This window comes from Streptomyces sp. NPDC058308, assembly GCF_042880275.1.
Taxonomy (GTDB): Bacteria; Actinomycetota; Actinomycetes; order Streptomycetales; family Streptomycetaceae; genus Streptomyces.
On the sequence record NZ_JBHVZA010000024.1, the window covers coordinates 1 to 20,717 of the forward strand.

The window sequence follows — 20,717 nt, forward strand, 5'->3', positions numbered from 1 at the left end:
GGGCGTGGACAACCCCGCCCCCACCGCCCCCGGCGCCCCCGCGCCGTGCCCCCCGGGGCGTCCCCCGCCCAACCAGCTGCGCCGCCCCCCGTGTTCCCTGACCGACCAGGGAACTCGGCGGCGGCGCCGTTTCGTTGAGAGGTCACCAGCTGCGTACCGGAAGAATCAAGAGACCCACCGGACCCCGGTGTTCCACCTCACTGTGACGTATGGCACGATGCTGGCCACCTCCCCACCGGCACGCCCTCACAGGAGACACTTCCTAGTGCAGCACCCCGCCGTCCCGGAACTGGCACACACCACCGCCCGCCCCATCCACTGGCTGGCCACCGCGGCCGCGCTTGCCGCCGTCGTCGCGGCCTCCGCCTTCCTCCAGCCCGACGCGGCGACCGCCGCCCAGACGGGCGCGGGGCCGCACTCCAGAGCCGCCGCGGCCGCACCGGCACCGGCTCCCGCGCCCGACCCCGCCGCCGTCGACTTCCCCCTCGACTGCGGCCCCGTGAAATCCGTGGTGAAGAAGAAGGCCACCGGGGACCTGGACGGCGACGGCAGGCCCGAGACCGTGGCCGTCGTGCACTGCGAGGCCGGATCGGGCACCCCGCCCGACGGGATCTACGTGATCACCCGGGCAGGGACCGGCAAGCCCCGCGTGGTCGCCACCCTCGTCGACCCGCAGGATCGGCAGAACGTGAGCGACTTCGCCGTGCGTGACGGCGCGGTCACCGCGACCCTGCTCGGCTACTCCTCACCCGACGTGCCGCGCTGCTGCCCCGACCGGCGGGACAAGGCCAAGTGGCAGTGGAAGGACGGCACGTTCGAGAGGTCGGCCCCCGCGGGGGCGCGCGGCGTGTGAGGCGCCTCCCGGCGCGGCATCACGCCGCGTCGGGACCGTACACCTCGACCCTGTCCGAAACCCGACGCACGTGAATGCAGTCGCCCGGACACTCCTTCGCCGAGTCCACCACGTCCGTGAGGAGCGGCAACGGCACGGGCGTTGTCGCCCCAGGAGCCTGCAGCAGCTCGTCGTCGCCGCTCTTCACATAAGCCAGACCATCGATGTCCAGCTCGAAGACCTCGGGCGCGTACTGCGCACAGATGCCGTCCCCGGTACAGAGGTCCTGGTCGATCCAGACCTCCAGATCGTGGCCCTCACTGCCGGTCTCGGCCTCGTGCCGCACGGTCATCTCTCCTGCCGGTCGCTGCGCCGGGTGTCCCGACATTGGAGCAAGTCGGGCCAGCCCTGACGGGTGTTGAACACTTCGACGATACAACCGCCCGCTTTCCGATGTTGTTGGGTGGGTATTCACCTGGCGAGAGGGAGAGCGCAAGGGTGAAGATCGGACACACCCCCATCGTCTTTGTGATCTAGGGGTTTCAATCGACACCCACCCAGGTAGGGTCTGGAAGCGTCCAGCTCCCCTTGGAGGAGGTGAGGACCGTGGCAGCCCACGACGACGACATCAACCGCGGCATCCGGCCGGGGCGAGGGTCTGAAGACCCCGCCGGTCAGGTTGCCTATCTCGAGCAGGAAATCGCCGTCCTGCGACGCAAGCTCGCCGACTCTCCGCGTCATACGAGGATTCTCGAAGAGCGGATCGTCGAGCTGCAGACCAACCTGGCCGGCGTGTCCGCACAGAACGAGCGGCTCGCCAACACGCTCCGCGAGGCCCGCGACCAGATCGTGGCCCTCAAAGAGGAGGTCGACCGGCTCGCACAGCCACCGGCCGGCTTCGGAGTCTTCCTCGTGGCGAACGAGGACGGCACGGCGGACATCTTCACCGGGGGCCGCAAGCTCCGGGTGAACGTCAGCCCGAGCGTGGAGCTCGAAGAGCTCAGGCGCGGCCAGGAAGTGATGCTCAACGAAGCGCTCAACGTGGTCGAGGCCATGGAGTACGAGAGCGTCGGAGACATCGTCACCCTCAAGGAGATCCTTGAGGACGGCGAGCGCGCCCTGGTGGTCGGACACACCGACGAAGAGAGAGTGGTACGGCTCGCCGAACCCCTCCTCGACGTCACCATCAGGCCCGGCGACGCACTCCTGCTCGAACCACGCTCCGGCTATGTATACGAAGTGGTTCCCAAGAGCGAGGTCGAAGAGCTCGTCCTCGAAGAGGTCCCGGACATCGGCTACGAACAGATCGGTGGCCTGGGCAACCAGATCGAACTGATCCGTGACGCGGTCGAACTGCCCTACCTTTACCCGGACCTCTTCAGGGAGCACGAACTGCGGCCGCCCAAGGGCGTCCTGCTGTACGGGCCCCCCGGCTGCGGCAAGACGCTCATCGCGAAAGCCGTCGCCAACTCCCTCGCCAAGAAGGTCGCCGAAGTGACCGGACAGGCCGCGGGGAAGAGCTACTTCCTCAACATCAAGGGACCCGAACTCCTCAACAAGTACGTCGGCGAGACCGAGCGGCACATCCGCCTGGTCTTCCAGCGTGCCCGCGAGAAGGCGAGCGAGGGCACCCCCGTCATCGTCTTCTTCGACGAGATGGAGTCCCTCTTCCGCACCCGTGGATCCGGTGTCAGCTCGGACGTGGAGAACACCATCGTCCCCCAGCTGCTCGCCGAGATCGACGGCGTGGAAGGCCTGGAGAACGTCATCGTCATCGGCGCCTCCAACCGCGAGGACATGATCGACCCCGCGATCCTGCGGCCGGGACGACTCGACGTCAAGATCAAGATCGAGCGCCCGGACGCCCAGGCGGCGAAGGACATCTTCGCCAAGTACCTCACCGAGCGGCTTCCGCTGCACGCGGACGACCTCGCCGAACACAGCGCCGACCGGCGCAGCACCGTGGACGGCATGATCCAGTCCGTCGTCGAGCAGATGTACGCGGAGTCCGAGGAGAACCGCTTCCTCGAGGTGACGTACGCGAACGGGGACAAGGAAGTCCTGTACTTCAAGGACTTCAATTCCGGCGCCATGATCGAGAACATCGTGGGCCGCGCCAAGAAGATGGCCATCAAGGCCTTCCTCGAAGCGAACCAGAAGGGCATCCGGGTCGCTCACCTCCTCCAGGCTTGCATCGACGAGTTCAAGGAGAACGAGGACCTGCCCAACACCACCAACCCGGACGACTGGGCCAGGATCTCCGGAAAGAAGGGCGAACGGATCGTGTACATCCGCACCCTTGTCACCGGAAAGCAGGGCGCGGACACCGGACGCTCCATCGACACGGTGGCCAACACCGGTCAATACCTGTAGAACACAGGGCGGCTGCGGGTGTCCTTCACGGGTACCCGCAGCCGTCTGTTTTTCAATGACAGCAATGATCTCCCCACCAGCGCAAAGGCGTTCTAGGCTCTTCGGTACCGCCGAGTCGCGCAGTGCGGGGACGGGCACCGCACACGCACCGGAGAACCAGCGGTACTTGAGCGCCGTTCCCGAAGGGGAGCGCCGCCGGGCAAGGAGGGCCGCATGACCGTACGGCGAGTAATGGGCATCGAGACGGAGTACGGCATCTCCGTCCCCGGCCATCCCAACGCCAATGCCATGCTCACCTCGTCCCAGATCGTCAACGCCTATGCCGCGGCGATGCACCGGGCGCGCCGCGCCCGCTGGGACTTCGAGGAGGAGAACCCGCTGCGGGACGCGCGGGGTTTCGACCTCGCCCGCGAGGCTGCCGACTCCAGCCAGCTGACCGACGAGGACATCGGCCTCGCCAACGTCATCCTGACCAACGGCGCACGCCTGTACGTCGACCACGCACACCCCGAATACAGCTCCCCGGAGATCACCAACCCCCGGGACGCCGTCCTCTGGGACAAGGCCGGCGAACGCATCATGGCCGAGGCCGCCGACCGCGCGGCCCAGCTCCCCGGCGCCCAGCCGATCCACCTCTACAAGAACAACACCGACAACAAGGGCGCCTCGTACGGCACGCACGAGAACTACCTCATGAAGCGGGAAACCCCCTTCTCCGACATCGTGCGGCACCTCACCCCGTTCTTCGTCTCCCGCCAGGTCGTCACCGGCGCCGGACGCGTCGGCATCGGCCAGGACGGCCACGAACACGGCTTCCAGCTCAGCCAGCGCGCCGACTACTTCGAGGTCGAGGTCGGCCTGGAGACCACGCTCAAGCGGCCCATCATCAACACCCGCGACGAGCCGCACTCCGACGCCGAGAAGTACCGCAGGCTGCACGTCATCATCGGCGACGCGAACCTCTCGGAGATCTCCACCTATCTGAAGCTCGGCACCACCTCGCTCGTCCTCGCGATGATCGAGGACGGCTTCATCGCGGTCGACCTCGCCGTGGACCAGCCGGTGCGCACGCTCCACCAGGTCTCGCACGACCCGACACTCAAGCACCTCGTCACGCTCCGTAGCGGCCGCTCGCTCACCGCGGTACAGCTCCAGATGGAGTACTTCGAGCTGGCCCGCAAGTACGTGGAGGAGCGGTACGGCTCCGACGCCGACGAGCAGACCAAGGATGTACTGGCCCGCTGGGAGGACGTGCTCGGCCGCCTGGAGGGCGACCCGATGAGCCTCTCCGGAGAGCTCGACTGGGTCGCCAAGCGGGAGCTCATGGAGGGCTACCGCCGCCGCGACAGCCTCGACTGGGACGCCGCCCGGCTCCACCTGGTCGACCTCCAGTACGCCGACGTACGGGCCGAGAAGGGCCTTTACAACCGGCTGGTGGCCCGGGGCAAGATGAAGCGGCTCCTCGACGAGGCGGACGTCGAGCTGGCCACCACCAAGCCGCCCGAGGACACGCGCGCCTACTTCCGCGGCCGCTGCCTCGAGCAGTACGCGGACGACGTGGCCGCGGCGTCCTGGGACTCGGTCATCTTCGACCTCCCGGGCCGTGACTCTCTGCAACGGGTGCCCACGCTGGAGCCCCTGCGCGGCACGAGGAACCACGTGAAGGAACTTCTGGACCGCTGTCGCACGGCAGAGGATCTGGTTCGGGTGCTCTCCGGCGGCTGAAAGGTCATCGCCAGGGGAATCACGTAGGTGGGTCCCGCACGTTGAACCAACTGCGGGGCCGATGTCGGACCCGGGGCGTAGGGTCTGATCAAGAACGTCTAACCGAGCGAGCGGGGTGAGGTAGATGGCGACCAAGGACACCGGCGGCGGACAGCAGAAGGCGACGCGTCCCACCGAGGAGACCGAGGAGCAGACGCAGGATGCGCAGGCTTCCGAGGACCTCAAGGAGCGCCAGGAGAAGCTGAGCGACGACGTGGACTCCGTCCTCGACGAGATCGACGATGTTCTCGAGGAGAATGCCGAGGACTTCGTGCGCTCCTTCGTGCAGAAGGGTGGGCAGTAAGCCCATTTCGCCTTCGAATCAAAGGTTCGCAAGGGGTGCTGAGTGCCGAGCCGTTGAGGGGCGTGCGGGCCGCCTCAGCGCCCCCGCGATCCATGTGGATCACTGCCACGAGACGGGTAAAGTCCGTGGCGTACTGTGCTTCAACTGCAATTCGGCCATCGGCAAGTTGGGAGACGATCCCGACGCTGTTCGTCGGGCTGCCGCCTACCTGGAAGGAACCTCGTGGAAGCCAATACTCGTGGCACAGGGCGTCTACCAGCTGCCTTCCTGACGCCCGGTTCGTCGTCCTTCATGGACTTCCTGTCCGAGCATCAGCCTGAGATTCTGCCCGGCAACCGCCAACTGCCGCCCACGCAGGGCGTCATCGAGGCGCCGCACGGCACGACCATCGTGGCCGTGACGTTCCCCGGCGGCGTCGTCCTCGCCGGCGACCGGCGGGCGACGATGGGCAATGTGATCGCGCAGCGCGACATCGAGAAGGTGTTCCCGGCCGACGAGTACTCGGCGGTGGGCATCGCGGGTACGGCCGGTCTGGCCGTGGAGATGGTCAAGCTCTTCCAGCTGGAGCTGGAGCACTTCGAGAAGGTGGAGGGCGCCACGCTCTCCCTGGAGGGCAAGGCGAACCGCCTGTCCACGATGATCCGGGGCAACCTCGGCATGGCCATGCAGGGCCTCGCCGTGGTCCCCCTCTTCGCGGGGTACGACGTGGACCGCGAGAAGGGCCGCATCTTCTCGTACGACGTCACGGGCGGGCGTTCGGAGGAGCACGGATTCGCGGCGACCGGTTCGGGTTCGGTCTTCGCGCGCGGTGCGATGAAGAAGCTCTACCACGACGGTCTGACGGAGGAGCAGGCGACGACCCTGGTCATCCAGGCGTTGTACGACGCGGCCGACGACGACTCGGCCACCGGTGGTCCGGACATGGCCCGGCGGATCTTCCCCATCGTCACCGTCATCTCCGACGAGGGCTTCCGGCGACTGACGGAGGAGGAGTCCTCCGCGATCGCGCGCGCGATCCTGGAGAAGCGCCTTGAGCAGCCGGACGGCCCGCGGGCCGCATTGCTCTGATCGCTCCGAATTCGCCACTGACTGAAGTTTTTTGACAGAAAGGGACGGATCCGGTGTCGACGCCGTTCTATGTCTCACCCCAGCAGGCCATGGCCGACCGGGCGGAATACGCCCGCAAGGGCATCGCCCGGGGGCGCAGCCTTGTCGTGATGCAGTATGCCGACGGCATTGTGTTCGTCGGCGAGAACCCGTCCCGTGCGCTGCACAAGTTCAGCGAGATCTATGACCGGATCGGCTTCGCGGCCGCCGGCAAGTACAACGAGTACGAGAATCTGCGGATCGGCGGGGTCCGCTATGCCGACCTGCGTGGATATACGTATGACCGCGACGACGTGACGGCCCGTGGGCTCGCCAACGTCTACGCGCAGACGCTCGGCACGATCTTCTCCAGCAATGCCGAGAAGCCGTACGAGGTCGAGCTGGTCGTGGCCGAGGTCGGCCCCACGCCGGACGGTGATCAGATCTATCGCCTGCCGCACGACGGATCGATCGTGGATGAGCACGGCTCGGTCGCGGTCGGAGGCAACGCGGAGCAGATCAGTACGTATCTCGATCAGCGCCATCAGGACGCGATGACGCTGGCCGAGGCGCTCAAGCTCGCGGTGCAGGCGCTGTCCCGCGACACGAACGGCAGCGAGCGGGAGATCCCCGCGGAGCGCCTCGAGGTGGCGGTCCTCGACCGGACACGGCCGCAGAAGCGGAAGTTCAAGCGGATCGTGGGGCGTCAGCTGTCGCGTCTGCTCGACGAGGGCGGTGCGACGGACGCGGCCACGGACACGGAGCCGGACGCGGATGCCGGGCCCGCGCCGACGTCGGGTGGCGACGTCGAGTAGGAGTCCGTTCCGGTGCGGTGAGCGCCCCGTGTCCCGGCCTGACGGCCGGGGTGCGGGGCGCTTTCCGTGGGCCCGGGGTCAGTGGGCGGCGGGGCCTGTGGAGCCGCGGACGGTCAGCTGGACGGGCAGTGGTGTGGCGTCCGGTGCGCGGCCCGCCAGGACGGCGATCAGGGACTCCATGCCGCGTTCTCCGAAGCGCTCGGCGGGCAGGCGGACGGTGGTCAGTTCCGGTTCGACGGCGGTCGCCAGGGTCAGGTCGTCGAAGCCCGTGACCGAGACGTCCTCGGGGATGCGCAGGCCGAGCCGTCGGGCCGCCTTGCAGGCGCCCGCGGAGAGGAAGTCGTCGTCGCAGACGATGGCGGTGGGGCGGGGGCCCGGGGTGGACAGGGCGGCTTCGGCGACGGCTCGGGCGCCTTCGACGTCGAGGGGTGCGGCGACGCGGCGCACGGCGGTGTCCGTGCCGCGCAGGGTCCGGGCGAGGGCTTCGGCGCGTACGTCGAAGGTCCAGGAGTCGACGGCCGCCGCGAGGTGCAGGAAGTCGCGGTGGCCGAGGGCCAGGAGGTGTTCGGTCACCTGGCGCATGCCGTCGGCGAGGTCGAGATTGACGGTGGCGGCACCGAGGCTGCCGGCCGGGTCGCTGTCGAGCATCACGAGGGGCAGATCGTCGCCGCGGATGGTGGCGAGGGCGTCGGAGGCCATGGAGGAGGCGAGTACGCCGTCCAGTGAGGCGCGCGCCGAGGCGAAGGGGTCGCGGGCGGGGCCGATGCCGTCGGGGGAGGGGTAGAGGACGACGCCGAAGCCGTGCCGGGCGGCGATGCGGGCGACTCCGGTGTAGACGTGGGCGAAGAACTCGTTGGTGAGTTCGGGGACGACGAGCAGGGCTGTCCTGGTCCTGCCCAGGCGCAGGTTGCGGGCGGCCAGGTTGGGGCGGTAGCCGAGGTCGCGGGCGGCCGTGCGTACGCGTTCGGCGGTCGGTTCGGCGACGCGGCCGCGCCACTTGTCGCCGAGGACGAGGGAGACGGTGGCCTGGGAGACCCCGGCGGCGCGTGCGACGTCGCGGCTCGTGGGGCGGGGGCCCACGTCGTCCTGGTGTGGCCCGGCCACTGATACCTCCCTGATCGTGTCCGCGGTGGGAGACACGGTGGACCCGCGGACAGCGCTCATGGTACGTATGACGCTCGACGTTATACGTAAAACCTCGGGCGGTGTCGCCCGGTGAGGGGCGGGGACATGGCGGGCGGATACGCGGAGATCCTGCGGACCAGATACGCGATGCGGCTGCTTGCGGGGACGCTGGTGGGCAGGCTCCCGAACGCCACGGCGGCCATCGCCATCGTGCTGTTCATCCGGGCCGAGGGCGGGACGTACAGCCTGGCGGGCGGGCTCGCCGCGGTCTACGGCGTCGCGAACGCCGTCGGGCAGCCGCTCCTCGGGCGCCTCGTCGACCTGCACGGCCAGCCGCGCGTCCAGCTGCCCGCCGCGCTCCTGTCCGCCGTGGGCATGGCCGCCTTCGCCTTCACCGGCCCCGACCGGCTCCCGTCCGCCTATGCCGCGGTCGGTCTCGCCGGCCTCTTCACGCCACCCCTGGAGGGCGGCCTGCGCGCGCTGTGGCCGAGCGTGCTGGGCAAGGAGGAGCAGGTGCACACGGCGTACGCGATGGACGCCATCGCCCAGGAAGTCATGTTCACCGTCGGGCCGTTGCTCGTCACGGGCTGCGTCGCCCTCTGGTCGGAGCAGGCCGCGCTGCTCGTCGTCAACGCCGTCGGGGTGCTGGGGGCGCTCTCCGTAGTGGTGTCCCAGCCCTCGCGCGCGTGGCGCTCGGCGCCCCGGGCGGCGCACTGGCTCGGGGCCCTGCGCTCGCCCGGACTCCTCGCGCTGCTCGGCGCGTTCCTCTTCATCGGCATGGCGCTCGGCTCGATCACCGTCGCAGGGGTGTCGTACGCGGACGGCCACGGGGGTGACGCGGTGTACGGCTGGCTGATGGCGGCGCTCGGTCTCGGCGCGCTCGTCGGCGGCTCCGTGTACGGGGCGCGGCAGTGGAACGGTGTGCCGGAGCGGCGGCTGACCGTGCTCGTGGGGCTGCTCGCCCTCTGCTACGTGCCGTTGACGCTGACGCCCGGCGCGCTCGCGATGACGGGGCTCAGCGCGCTCGCCGGTGTGTTCCTGGCGCCCGCGCTCGCGTGCGCGTTCATCATCGTGGACCGGCACGCTCCGCGCGGCACGGTCACGGAGGCGTTCTCGTGGCTGGTGACCACGTTCACGGTGGGCGCCTCGCTCGGGACCGCGGCCGCGGGGCCGGTCGTGGAGTGGGGCGGCACGGTGTGGGGATTCGCGGTTCCCGGGTTCGCGGGCGCGGGAGCGCTGCTGGTTTTGCTGGCCACGGCGCGGGTACTGGTTGCGGTCGACGATTCAGGGGTCGTTGCGGGTTCATCAGAAAATGATCGAAACGGTGCCGTCGAACCCGGTTTCAGTGCCGGGCATCAGGCGTAATGTTCAGTCATGGACCGCCGCATTTTCGGGCTGGAGAACGAGTACGGCGTCACATGCACGTTCAGGGGGCAGCGCCGGCTGTCCCCTGACGAGGTGGCGCGCTACCTCTTCCGCCGTGTCGTGTCATGGGGCCGCAGCAGCAACGTCTTTCTGCGGAACGGGGCCCGCCTCTATCTTGACGTGGGATCACATCCGGAATATGCGACACCCGAATGTGACAACGTGACCGAGCTGGTCACCCACGACAAAGCAGGCGAGCGCATTCTGGAAGGCCTGCTCGTCGACGCCGAACGCCGCCTGCACGAGGAGGGAATCGCGGGCGACGTCTATCTCTTCAAGAACAACACCGACTCGGCGGGAAACTCCTACGGCTGCCATGAGAACTACCTGGTGGCCCGTCATGGAGAGTTCTCCCGACTCGCGGACATTCTCATTCCGTTCCTCGTCACCCGCCAGCTGCTGTGCGGCGCGGGCAAGGTGCTGCAGACTCCGCGCGGCGCCGTGTACTGCGTCAGCCAGCGCGCGGAGCACATCTGGGAGGGGGTCTCCTCCGCGACGACCCGCTCCCGGCCGATCATCAACACCCGCGACGAACCGCATGCGGACGCCGAGCGGTACCGCAGGCTCCACGTCATCGTGGGCGACTCGAACATGTCCGAGACGACCATGCTCCTCAAGGTCGGCGCCACCGACCTCGTGCTGCGCATGATCGAGGCGGGCACCGTGATGCGCGACCTCACCCTGGAGAACCCGATCAGGGCCATCCGCGAGGTCAGCCACGACATCACGGGCCGCCGCAAGGTGCGCCTCGCCAGTGGCCGTGAGGCGTCGGCGCTCGAAGTGCAGCGCGAGTACTACGAGAAGGCGGTGGACTTCGTCGACCGCCGCGGCATCCGTACCGGCACCGTCGAGCAGGTCCTGGAGCTGTGGGGCCGCACCCTCGACGCGATCGAGTCGGAGGACCTCGACCGGATCGGCACCGAGATCGACTGGGTCATGAAGTACAAGCTCATCGAGCGGTACCGGGCCAAGCACAACATGACCATGTCGCACCCGCGGGTCGCGCAGATAGACCTCGCGTACCACGACATCCACCGTCGGCGAGGGCTCTACTACCTCCTGGAGAAGAAGGGGCAAGCCGCCCGCATCTGCAACGACTTGAAGATCTTCGAGGGCAAGTCGGTGCCGCCGCAGACCACCCGGGCGCGGCTGCGCGGCGACTTCATCCGGCGGGCCCAGGAGCAGCGCCGTGACTTCACGGTCGACTGGGTCCACCTCAAGCTCAACGACCAGGCACAGCGCACGGTGTTGTGCAAGGACCCCTTCCGGTCCGTGGACGACCGGGTGGAGAAGCTCATCGCCGGCATGTGATCCGATCGCCAGCATGTGATCCGAGTGAATCGAGTGACGTTGCGGGAACGCAACGCGGGCGCCGCACGTTCCTCGTGCGGCGCCCTTCTCACGCCGTAGAGTTGCGCGCACGCCAACCCACAAGATCGACCGATACGAGGCCCCCACCGTGCGCCGACGCTCTCTCCTCCTTGCCGTCCCGGCCGGCCTGCTGACGCTGGCAGGCTGTGGTGACGACAAGGCCGACAAGGCCAAGTCCAAGCCCAGTGACAGCCCGACCAACTCCGCGTCGGCGCCGCCGACGGCGAAGATCGTGGACGGTCCGCTGCCCGAGATCACGAAGGGCACGAAGTTCGGTGAGAAGCCGACCGTCGCCAAGGGCTCGGGCAAGCCGTCCTCCGACCTCGCGGTCAAGACCCTGATCGAGGGCAAGGGCAAGGAGGTCGTCAAGGGCGACTACCTGCAGGCCAATTACCTCGGTCAGATCTGGGCGACGGGCAAGGTCTTCGACAACTCCTACGACCGCGGCAACCCCACGGTCTTCCCGATCGGCGTCGGTCAGGTCATCCCGGGCTGGGACCAGGCCCTGGTCGGCAAGAAGCTGGACAGCCGCGTGGAGCTCGCCATCCCCCCGAAGATGGGGTACGGCAAGGAGGGCAACAAGCAGGCGGGCATCAAGGGCTCGGACACCCTCGTCTTCGTCGTCGACCTGGTGGGCACGTTCACCGCCAAGAGCTCGGCGAAGGGCAAGGAGGTGGCGCAGTCCAACAAGGACCTGCCCAAGGTCGGTACGAACACCGACGGCAAGGCCCCCTCCATCGACATCCCCAAGTCGAAGGCGCCCACGAAGCTCGTCGCGTCGTACATCCTCGAGGGCGACGGTGACGAGGTGAAGCAGACCGACAGCCTCCTGTGCCAGTACGAGGGTGTGCTCTGGGACGGCAAGGAGTTCGACTCCTCGTACAAGCGCAAGCAGCTCGCCTCGTTCCAGCTCGCGCAGGTCGTCAAGGGCTGGGCGCAGGGTCTGACCGGCAAGAAGGTCGGCAGCCGCGTCCTCATCGTCATCCCGCCGGAGCTGGGGTACGGCGACCAGCCCCCGCAGGGCAGCCCCATCAAGAAGGACTCCACGCTGGTCTTCACCGTGGACATCCTTGCGAAGATGTAGTCCCTCGGGGATGTAAGACTGTCCGAGCTGACCTTTCGTATCAAAGCAGGAGCATTTTCGTGAGCATCGACAAGCCCGAGGTCGACTTCCCGGTCGGCGAGCCGCCGGCCGAACTGCAGATCAAGGACATCTGGGAGGGTGACGGAGCGGTCGCCAAGGCGGGCGACTTCGTCAAGGTCCACTACGTGGGCGTCGCCTTCAGCTCCGGCGAGGAGTTCGACGCCAGCTGGAACCGCGGCAACCCGCTGGAGTTCCAGCTGGGCGCCGGCCAGGTCATCTCCGGCTGGGACCAGGGCGTGCAGGGCATGAAGGTCGGTGGCCGGCGCGAGCTGACCATCCCGGCCCACCTCGCGTACGGCGACCGCGGCGCCGGTGGCGGCCGCATCGCGCCGGGCGAGACGCTGATCTTCGTCTGCGACCTGGTCTCCGTCTGAGGACGTCCGCGACCTGACGCGTCCACCGAGGGCTCATGCCGGTGCGGCATGGGCCCTCGGTCGTGTCCGGCACGGGCCCTCGGCTTTGCCACGACACCCCGGGGCGGTACGGTCATCGGTCGGAAGCATTGTGTGTTGTATGGCCGAGAAAGGGCGTCGATGGCCATTGCCAAGGCCGAGCGGCTGATGAATCTGGCGCTGTGCCTGCTCGGGACCCGGCGGCCGCTCAGCAAGCGTGAGCTGCGCGATTCCATCGAGGCTTACGTCGAGGCCTTCGGGCCGGGGGGCAGGGCGGCAGCGGGGCCGGGAGGCCGGGCCGCGGGCGCCGACGACTCCTTCAACCGGATGTTCGAGCGCGACAAGGACGATCTGCGCGAGCTCGGCCTGGTCATCGAGACCGTGGAGAACCTCGAAGGCGAGGTCGGCTATCTGGCCCGCCGCGACAGCAACCGCCTGCCGCCCATCACGATAGACGCCGAGGAGGCCGCGGCCCTCGGCCTGGCCGCCAAGGTCTGGCAGCAGGCCCGCCTCGCGGGCGCCGCCAGCGGAGCCCTGCAGAAGCTGCGCGCCGCGGGGCTGCCCGAGGACGCCGACCCGTACGGCGCCCACAGCGCCCTGGAGCCGCGGATCCCCGCGCACGAGGCGGCCTTCGAGCCGCTGATGCTCGCCTGCCGCGACCGCCGCCCCATCGTCTTCGACTACCGCAAGGCGACCGCCGCCCGCCCCGAGCAGCGCCACGTCGAGCCCTGGGCCCTTGAGTGCTGGCGCGGCCACTGGTACCTCGCGGGCTGGGACCGCGACCGGGGCGCCGAGCGCGTCTTCAGGCTCTCCCGGATCACCGGCAAGGTGCGCGCCCGCGCGGGGAAGTACACCGCCGACGTCCCGGACGTCGTCACGGTCCGCGAGACCGTCGCGGGCTGGGCGGGGGAGATCGCCGACCGCACCGCCCTGATCCGGCTGCGCACGGGCGCCGGCTACCCGCTGCGGGCCAAGGCCGTCGCGCTGCGGGAACTCGGCGACGGGTGGGACGAGTTGGAGATTCCGTACGGCCACGGGCTCGATGCCTGGCTGGTGGAGTTCGGGCCCGACGTGGTGGTCCTCGAGCCCGCCGAGCTGCGGGCCGACGTCGTGGACCGGCTGCGCGCCGTGGCCAAGGGCTGAGGGGGAGCGGACAGAGCATGGCCTCGAACGCCATCGACCAGACTCGGCGGATGCTGTCGCTGGTGACCTATCTGCGCGAGCGCCCCGGCGCCCACGTGGAGGACGTCGCCCGCGCCTTCGGTATCACTCCCGACGAGCTGATCTCCGACCTCGACGTGCTGCCGATGTGCGGGACCAGCTTCCGCGGCGGCGACCTCCTGGACATCGACACCGACGGCGACCGCATCTGGTGGCACAACCCCGACGACGTGGCGTCCCCGCTGCGCCTGGCCGCCGACGAGGCGACCGCGCTGCTCGTCGCCGCCCGCGCCGTGGCCACACTGCCGGGCCTGCGCGAGAGCGACCGGCTCGCCCTGCTGCGCGCCACCGCGAAGCTGGAGACCGCGGCCGGCGAGGCGGCGGGCGCCAGCTCCCGCCTGTCGGTGACCTTCGAGTCGGAGGGCGGCGTCTTCGCCGACGTCGACCGGGCCATCTCCGAACGGCGCCGCCTCTGGATCCGCTACTACTCGCCCGCGCGCGACGAGGTCACCGAGCGCGAGATCGACCCCATCCGTCTGGTGAGCGTCGGCCACACCTATGTGGAGGCGTGGTGCCGCCGCTCCGAGGCGCGGCGCACCTTCCGCCTCGACCGGGTCGCCGAGATCAAGATCCTCGACGAGCCGTCCGCGCCGCCCGAGGTCGAACTGCGCGACCTCTCCGAAGGCCTCGTGCAGCCCGCCGCCGAGGACCCCGAGGTCGTCGTCGAGACCGGTCCCGGCGGTCGCTGGGTCGCGGAGTACTACCCCCACGACAGCGCCGAGGAGCTGCCCGACGGCGGTCTGCGGATCACGCTGCGCACCCCTGAGCCCGCCTCGCTGCGCCGCCTCGCGCTGCGGCTCGGCAGGGACGGCCGGATCGTCTCCCCGGCCCAGCTCGCGGACAGCGCGCGGCAGGCGGCTCGCGAGGCCCTCGAGGCGTACGAGAGGGACTACGACAGTCAGGAGCAAGGGCGTTGAGCACACCGACCATGTCCGGATTGCCGGGAGTGCCGGCGCAGCAGCGGACCGCGCCGGTCTTCTTCACGGCGGCCTGCCCCGACTGCCGGGCCCGTTTCGAGCTCTCGGCGGGCGCGCTGCGCCTGGCGATCGGCGCCAGCGCGCGCACCACGTTCTACTCCTTCACCTGTCCCGAGTGCGGCGCCGCGGTCCGCAAGCCCGCGGGCGAGCGCATCGTCGAGCTCCTCACCGGCGGTGGGGTGCGGACGCTGCGCCTGCACTCGACCGTCTAGGCTCGGCGCATGTTCTGGGCGATGCTCGCGATCGCGGCGGGCTTCTTGGGCCTCGCCGTCCTCGGCGTACTGGCGATCAAGGTCTTTGTGGAGGCGCAGCGCCTCGCACATCAAGTGACCGACACCACACGGAAGATCAATAGGGCGGCGGAGGACCTGGAGAGGGCCGCGGCCACCGTGGCCCGTGCGGGACGAGAGGCTCTTTAGCGTCCTCGACCTGTCAACTCCCGGAGGTGGACGGGTACGCTGCGAATGCGGCCCGGGATCGAGGCGGGGGCCGTACTCGGAGTATGCGCGGGGATTGCCGCGCGTTTACCCCGGGGGGTTACGATCGCTGCACGCGTGGGGAGATCGGATGAATGTCCGGTCTGCCGAGCGAACCAGACTCCTGACGCCTCGGTGAAGAAGGTATACAGCTATGGGTAGGCTCGGAGCCCCCGAGATCATTCTCATCCTCGTCGTTATCGTCCTGCTGTTCGGAGCCAAGAAGCTGCCGGACATGGCACGCTCCCTCGGCAAGTCGGCCCGCATCCTCAAGAGCGAGGCCAAGGCCATGAAGTCCGACAGCAAGGACGACGCCGCCGCTCCGGCCGACCCGCCGAGCGACCCGGCCCTCCAGAAGCGCACGATCCAGGCTGCCCCCGGCGATGTGACCAGCTCGCGCCCGGTCACCGAGCCGACCGACCGTACGACGCAGCGCTGATCCAAGGCCGGCGACGGCCGGCCTGCCGCACGAGATGAGGACGTGGGTTGCTCAAGTCTGCCCGCAAGAAGGAGAAGGACCCCGAGGGGCGGATGTCTCTCGCGGAGCACCTTCGCGAGCTCCGCAACCGGCTCGCCAAGGGGCTCCTCGCGATCACGATCGTGTCGATCGTGGCGGCGTTCTACAGCCAGGAGCTGATGGAGTTCCTGGCTGATCCCGTGCCGCGCTGCAAGCCCGGCATGGAGGTGACCGGCGGTCACTGCGCGAAGGTGACGTTCAACGACCTGCTGTCGCCCTTCACGACCACGGTGAAGGTCAGCCTCATGGTCGGCATCATCGTGTCCAGCCCGGTCTGGCTGTACCAGCTGTGGGCGTTCGTCGCGCCCGGTCTGCACAAGCACGAGCGGAAGTACACCTACTGGTTCGTCGGTGCCGCCGTGCCGCTCTTCTTCGCGGGCGCCTGGCTGGCCTACACGATCCTCCCGGTCAGCATGCGCGTCCTGCTCGGCATCACGCCGGACGGGGCCGAGAACCTGCTGCCGATGGACACGATCCTCGACTTCACCGTCCGGATGGTCCTCGTCTTCGGCGCCTCCTTCGAGCTCCCCCTGCTCCTGGTGATGCTCAACATGACCGGCATGGTGACCGGCCGCCGCATGGTGACCTGGTGGCGCGGCGTGGTCATGGGCGTCTTCATCTTCGGCGCGGTGGCGACTCCGACCACCGACCCCGTCGGCATGATCGCCCTCGCGGGCCCGATCGTCGTCCTGTACTTCATGGCCGTCGGCTTCTCCCTCCTGAACGACAAGCGCCGCCGTCGCAACGACCCCGACGCCGAGCTCGACGACGACGAGGCGTCCGACATCGACCTCACGCCCGGCGCCGTCGACGACGTCGAGTCGGTGCGGCCGCCCCGGGCGCTGCCCGAGCAGGCGGGCACCGGACGGACCGATCATCGAGTGAACGGTTTCGACGACGTCACCTGACCTTGTAGGGTCCGGCCGTGACCAGCGAGATCACCCTCTTCGTCAATCCCACCGCGGGCCGCGGCCGGGGCGCTCACGCAGCGCAGCCGGCCGCTTCCGCGTTGCGGGCCCGTGGCTTCTCCGTGCGCACCGTCATCGGCGAGGACGCCTCGGACGCGCTGCGCCGGGCCCGCCAGGCCGTCGGCGCGGGTACCGGGGCGCTGATAGCCGTCGGCGGCGACGGCATGGCCAGCCTCGCGCTGCAGGCCGTCGCGGGGACCCGCACCCCGCTCGGCGTGATCGCGGTGGGGACCGGCAACGACTTCGCGCGGGCCCTGGGCCTGCCGGTGCGCGAGCCTGCCGCCGCCGGAGAGGTGGTGGCCGAGGCGCTCAAGGGGGAGCGCACGCGCGACGTCGATCTGGGGAGGGTCGGCGGGACGTGGTTCGGGACCGTGCTCGCCTCGGGCTTCGACTCGCGGGTCAACGACCGGGGCAACCGGATGCGGTGGCCCACGGGGCGCTTCAAGTACGACCTCGCGATGGTCGCGGAGCTCGCGGCGTTCACACCGGTCCCGTACCGCATCACGCTGGACGGCGGTGACGTCCACGAGGTCGAGGCCACGCTCGTCGCGGTCGGCAACGGAACCTCGTACGGCGGCGGGATGCGGATCTGCGCGGGGGCCGACATGAGCGACGGGCTGTTCGACGTCACCGTGGTGGGGGACTGCAGCCGCACGACGCTGCTCAAGGTCTTTCCGCGGGTCTACAAGGGCACGCACCTCGACCACCCGAAGGTCACCGTGCACCGCGCCGCGCGGGTCGAGCTGGCCGCGCCCGGCGTCACCGGCTACGCCGACGGTGAGCCGCTGGGCGCGCTGCCGCTGACCGCACAGTGCGTGCCGGGGGCGGTGCGCGTACTGACGGCCTGAAGGGCGCTGCCGTGCGCCCCCGGTGAGCTGTGGCGTTCTCCCGGTGAGCTGTCGCGTTCCGCTCCCGGTCCCATAATGATCGTCCGTTGTCAGCGGTGGCCGGTAGTCTCGAAAGCACGATGACAGAGGACCTCTCACCGGCCGAGCGGTACGCGGCGGCGCGCAAGCGCGCTGTCGAGCAGGCCACCGCACTCGCGTCCTTCCGCGAGATGTACGAATTCGGCCTCGACCCCTTCCAGATCGAGGCCTGTCAGGCCCTTGAGGCAGGCAAGGGCGTGCTCGTGGCCGCCCCCACGGGCTCGGGCAAGACGATCGTCGGCGAGTTCGCCGTGCACCTGGCCCTGGGCCGGGGCAAGAAGTGTTTCTACACCACGCCCATCAAGGCGCTCTCCAACCAGAAGTACGCCGACCTCGCCAAGCGGTACGGCGCGGACAAGGTCGGCCTGCTCACCGGCGACAACAGCGTCAACAGCGATGCCCCGGTGGTCGTCATGACCACCGAGGTCCTGCGGAACATGCTGTATTCGGGCTCCCAGTCGCTGCTGAACCTCGGCTATGTGGTCATGGACGAGGTGCACTACCTCTCCGACCGCTTCCGCGGCGCCGTCTGGGAGGAAGTGATCATCCATCTGCAGGAGTCGGTCACGCTGGTCTCCCTCTCGGCCACCGTGTCGAACGCGGAGGAGTTCGGCGACTGGCTCGACACCGTCCGCGGCGACACCGAGGTGATCGTCTCCGAGCACCGGCCCGTGCCGCTCTTCCAGCACGTGCTCGCCGGGCGCCGGATGTACGACCTCTTCGAGGAGGGCGAGGGCCACAAGAAGGCGGTCAACCCGGACCTCATGCGCATGGCGCGGCTGGAGGCCAGCCGTTCGTACAACCCGCGCGACCGCCGCAAGGGCAAGATGCTCCGCGAGGCCGACCGCGAGCGGGAGCGCCGCCAGCGGTCGAGGATCTGGACGCCGGGCCGCCCCGAGGTCATCGAGCGCCTGGACTCCGAAGGGCTGCTCCCGGCCATCACGTTCATCTTCAGCCGCGCGGCCTGCGAGGCCGCCGTGCAGCAGTGTCTGTACGCGGGCCTGCGGCTGAACGACGACGCGGCCCGGATGACGGTCCGTGAGATCGTCGAGGAGCGCACGGCGTCGATCCCGGACGAGGACCTCCACGTCCTCGGTTACTACGAATGGCTCGAGGGCCTGGAGCGCGGCATCGCGGCGCACCACGCGGGCATGCTGCCCACCTTCAAGGAGGTTGTCGAGGAGCTCTTCGTGCGCGGCCTCGTCAAGGCCGTCTTCGCCACCGAGACCCTCGCCCTGGGCATCAACATGCCCGCGCGCAGTGTGGTGCTGGAGAAGCTCGTCAAGTGGAACGGCGAGCAGCACGCCGACATCACCCCGGGGGAGTACACGCAGTTGACCGGCCGTGCCGGGCGCCGGGGCATCGATGTGGAGGGCCATGCGGTGGTCCTCTGGCAGCGCGCCATGAGCCCCGAGCACCTGGCCGGTCTGGCCGGTACGCGTACGTATCCGCTGCGCTCCAGCTTCAAGCCGTCGTACAACATGGCGGTGAACCTGGTCGAGCAGTTCGGCCGGCACCGCTCGCGCGAGCTCCTTGAGACGTCCTTCGCGCAGTTCCAGGCCGACAAGTCGGTCGTCGGGATCTCCCGGCAGGTGCAGAAGAACGAGGAGGGCCTGGAGGGCTACAAGGACTCCATGACCTGCCACCTCGGCGACTTCGAGGAGTACGCGCGGCTGCGCCGTGATCTCAAGGACCGCGAGACCGAGCTGGCCAAGCAGGGCGCGGCCCAGCGCAGGGTCGCGGCCGCTGCGGCCCTGGAGAAGCTGAAGCCGGGCGACATCATCCACGTCCCGACGGGGAAGTTCGCGGGCCTGGCGCTCGTCCTCGACCCGGGGCTGCCGCCCGGGCGGGCCAACGGCCACCGCGGCTTCGACCAGGTGGACGGGCCCCGGCCGCTCGTCCTCACCGCCGAGCGGCAGGTCAAGCGGCTGGCGTCGATGGACTTCCCGGTGCCCGTCGAGGCGGTGGAGCGGATGCGCATCCCGAAGTCGTTCAACGCCCGCTCGCCGCAGTCGCGCCGTGATCTGGCGTCCGCGCTGCGCACCAAGGCCGGGCACATCGTGCCCGACCGGCAGCGCAAGGGGCGGGCGGCGGCCGCCGACGACCAGGAGATCGCACGGCTGCGCGCGGAGCTGCGCGCGCACCCCTGCCACGGCTGCGACGAGCGGGAGGACCACGCGCGCTGGGCCGAGCGGTACCACCGCCTCAAGCGCGACACCTCGCAGCTGGAGCGCCGCATCGAGGGGCGTACGAACACCATCGCCCGTACGTTCGACCGCATCGTCGCCCTGCTCACCGAGCTCGACTACCTGCGCGCCGACGAGGTCACCGAGCACGGCAAGCGGCTCGCCCGGCTGTACGGGGAGCTGGACCTGCTGGCCAGCGAGTGCCTGCGGGCCGGGGTGTGGGAAGGGCTGAGCCCGGCCGAACTGGCCGCGTGCGTCTCGGCGTTGGTCTACGAGGCGCGGGTCGGGGACGACGCCCTCGCGCCCAAGCTGCCGTCCGGGGCGGCGAAGGCGGCGCTCGTCGAGATGGTGCGGATCTGGGGCCGCCTCGACGGCCTGGAGGAAGATTTCAAGATCAGTCAGACGGAGGGTGTCGGGCAGCGCGAACCCGACCTGGGCTTCGCCTGGGCGGCGTACATGTGGGCCAACGACAAGGGCCTGGACGAGGTGTTGCGCGAGGCGGACATGCCCGCCGGTGACTTCGTGCGCTGGTGCAAGCAGGTCATCGACGTGCTCGGGCAGATCGCCGCGGCGGCCCCGCGCGAGGGCAGCACGGTCGCGAAGAACGCCCGCAAGGCGGTCGACCAGCTGCTCCGGGGAGTCGTCGCGTACAGCTCGGTGGGCTGAGAGCAGGACCTCTGTCGCGCGCACGGGCGCGTTCCCCGGCCAACTGGGTCGTGGGGCGCGCCCGTTCGGCGTTTTTCCGGGCGTTCGAGGCGTCACTCCATGTGTTCGAATGATCGCCGCGCGTGCAAAAGGGGAGAGTGTATGCCCGT

General features: G+C 69.4%; 20 protein-coding genes and 1 pseudogene. 19 read left to right on the top strand and 2 right to left on the bottom strand.

From position 1 onward, the window contains the following. Window positions 1-265 precede the first annotated feature (265 nt). Window positions 266-853 (top strand): hypothetical protein, encoded by a 588-nt coding sequence (locus tag ACFVYL_RS28185; protein WP_389720737.1) that lies wholly within the window; start codon window positions 266-268, stop codon window positions 851-853. A gap of 19 nt (window positions 854-872) precedes the next feature. On the opposite strand, the gene ACFVYL_RS28190 is transcribed toward ACFVYL_RS28185, so the two are convergent. After that, window positions 873-1,184: a ferredoxin gene (locus ACFVYL_RS28190; RefSeq protein WP_355810294.1), complete on the bottom strand. Its 312-nt coding sequence runs from the start codon at window positions 1,182-1,184 to the stop codon at window positions 873-875. A 254-nt stretch (window positions 1,185-1,438) separates the two neighbouring features. Between ACFVYL_RS28190 and arc the strand changes: the two genes are divergently transcribed. From arc to prcA, 6 genes and pseudogenes are all read left to right on the top strand, one after another. After that, window positions 1,439-3,205, top strand: coding sequence for a proteasome ATPase (gene arc, locus ACFVYL_RS28195; RefSeq protein ID WP_389720739.1), 1,767 nt, complete (start codon window positions 1,439-1,441; stop codon window positions 3,203-3,205). Between the two features lie 213 nt (window positions 3,206-3,418). Continuing rightward, entirely contained in the window at window positions 3,419-4,930 is a 1,512-nt protein-coding gene (gene dop, locus ACFVYL_RS28200) for a depupylase/deamidase Dop (RefSeq protein WP_389720741.1), read from the top strand. A 124-nt stretch (window positions 4,931-5,054) separates the two neighbouring features. After that, window positions 5,055-5,273, top strand: coding sequence for a ubiquitin-like protein Pup (locus ACFVYL_RS28205; protein WP_150165888.1), 219 nt, complete (start codon window positions 5,055-5,057; stop codon window positions 5,271-5,273). Window positions 5,274-5,316: 43 nt separating this feature from the next. Further along, window positions 5,317-5,544, top strand: a pseudogene (locus ACFVYL_RS28210) (endonuclease VII domain-containing protein); the annotation flags it as partial. After that, on the top strand, window positions 5,496-6,341 hold the full coding sequence (gene prcB, locus ACFVYL_RS28215; protein WP_389720743.1) for a proteasome subunit beta: 846 nt from the start codon (window positions 5,496-5,498) through the stop codon (window positions 6,339-6,341). The pseudogene ACFVYL_RS28210 and the gene prcB, both read left to right, overlap by 49 nt. A 53-nt stretch (window positions 6,342-6,394) precedes the next feature. Then, window positions 6,395-7,174: a proteasome subunit alpha gene (gene prcA / locus ACFVYL_RS28220; RefSeq protein WP_389720746.1), complete on the top strand. Its 780-nt coding sequence runs from the start codon at window positions 6,395-6,397 to the stop codon at window positions 7,172-7,174. 78 nt (window positions 7,175-7,252) lie between these two features. Here the strand turns inward: prcA and ACFVYL_RS28225 are convergent, their stop codons facing one another. Beyond that, window positions 7,253-8,278, bottom strand: a complete 1,026-nt coding sequence (locus ACFVYL_RS28225; RefSeq protein WP_389720749.1) for a LacI family DNA-binding transcriptional regulator — start codon at window positions 8,276-8,278, stop codon at window positions 7,253-7,255. 126 nt (window positions 8,279-8,404) lie between these two features. Here ACFVYL_RS28225 and ACFVYL_RS28230 point away from each other — a divergent pair, with 126 nt between their 5' ends. The 12 genes from ACFVYL_RS28230 (at window position 8,405) to ACFVYL_RS28285 (ending at window position 20,568) form a co-directional block, all read left to right on the top strand. Beyond that, entirely contained in the window at window positions 8,405-9,664 is a 1,260-nt protein-coding gene (locus ACFVYL_RS28230; protein ID WP_389720751.1) for an MFS transporter, read from the top strand. Window positions 9,665-9,673: 9 nt separating this feature from the next. Next, window positions 9,674-11,035, top strand: a complete 1,362-nt coding sequence (pafA, locus tag ACFVYL_RS28235) for a Pup--protein ligase (protein ID WP_389720753.1) — start codon at window positions 9,674-9,676, stop codon at window positions 11,033-11,035. 148 nt (window positions 11,036-11,183) lie between these two features. After that, the gene (locus ACFVYL_RS28240; RefSeq protein WP_389720755.1) at window positions 11,184-12,179 is read left to right on the top strand and encodes an FKBP-type peptidyl-prolyl cis-trans isomerase; all 996 of its coding nucleotides are present in this window, start codon (window positions 11,184-11,186) and stop codon (window positions 12,177-12,179) included. A 59-nt stretch (window positions 12,180-12,238) separates the two neighbouring features. Beyond that, complete coding sequence (locus tag ACFVYL_RS28245; RefSeq protein WP_389720758.1) at window positions 12,239-12,613, top strand: FKBP-type peptidyl-prolyl cis-trans isomerase; 375 nt, start codon at window positions 12,239-12,241, stop codon at window positions 12,611-12,613. 159 nt (window positions 12,614-12,772) lie between these two features. Next, window positions 12,773-13,774 carry a helix-turn-helix transcriptional regulator gene (locus ACFVYL_RS28250; protein WP_389720761.1) on the top strand — a complete coding sequence of 334 codons (1,002 nt, stop codon included), beginning with the start codon at window positions 12,773-12,775 and terminating at the stop codon, window positions 13,772-13,774. 17 nt (window positions 13,775-13,791) lie between these two features. Continuing rightward, window positions 13,792-14,769, top strand: coding sequence for a helix-turn-helix transcriptional regulator (locus tag ACFVYL_RS28255; RefSeq protein ID WP_389720764.1), 978 nt, complete (start codon window positions 13,792-13,794; stop codon window positions 14,767-14,769). Between the two features lie 11 nt (window positions 14,770-14,780). Next, window positions 14,781-15,041, top strand: a complete 261-nt coding sequence (locus ACFVYL_RS28260; protein ID WP_389720966.1) for a hypothetical protein — start codon at window positions 14,781-14,783, stop codon at window positions 15,039-15,041. A 9-nt stretch (window positions 15,042-15,050) separates the two neighbouring features. After that, a complete protein-coding gene (locus tag ACFVYL_RS28265; RefSeq protein ID WP_389720766.1) occupies window positions 15,051-15,248 on the top strand; it encodes a hypothetical protein in 198 nt (65 codons plus the stop codon). A gap of 211 nt (window positions 15,249-15,459) precedes the next feature. Further along, window positions 15,460-15,744, top strand: a complete 285-nt coding sequence (gene tatA, locus ACFVYL_RS28270; protein ID WP_389720768.1) for a Sec-independent protein translocase subunit TatA — start codon at window positions 15,460-15,462, stop codon at window positions 15,742-15,744. 92 nt (window positions 15,745-15,836) lie between these two features. Next, window positions 15,837-16,730: a twin-arginine translocase subunit TatC gene (gene tatC / locus ACFVYL_RS28275; protein ID WP_389720968.1), complete on the top strand. Its 894-nt coding sequence runs from the start codon at window positions 15,837-15,839 to the stop codon at window positions 16,728-16,730. A 17-nt stretch (window positions 16,731-16,747) separates the two neighbouring features. Continuing rightward, entirely contained in the window at window positions 16,748-17,638 is an 891-nt protein-coding gene (locus tag ACFVYL_RS28280; protein ID WP_389720770.1) for a diacylglycerol kinase, read from the top strand. Window positions 17,639-17,757: 119 nt separating this feature from the next. After that, window positions 17,758-20,568, top strand: a complete 2,811-nt coding sequence (locus ACFVYL_RS28285) for a DEAD/DEAH box helicase (RefSeq protein ID WP_389720772.1) — start codon at window positions 17,758-17,760, stop codon at window positions 20,566-20,568. Window positions 20,569-20,717: the final 149 nt, after the last annotated feature.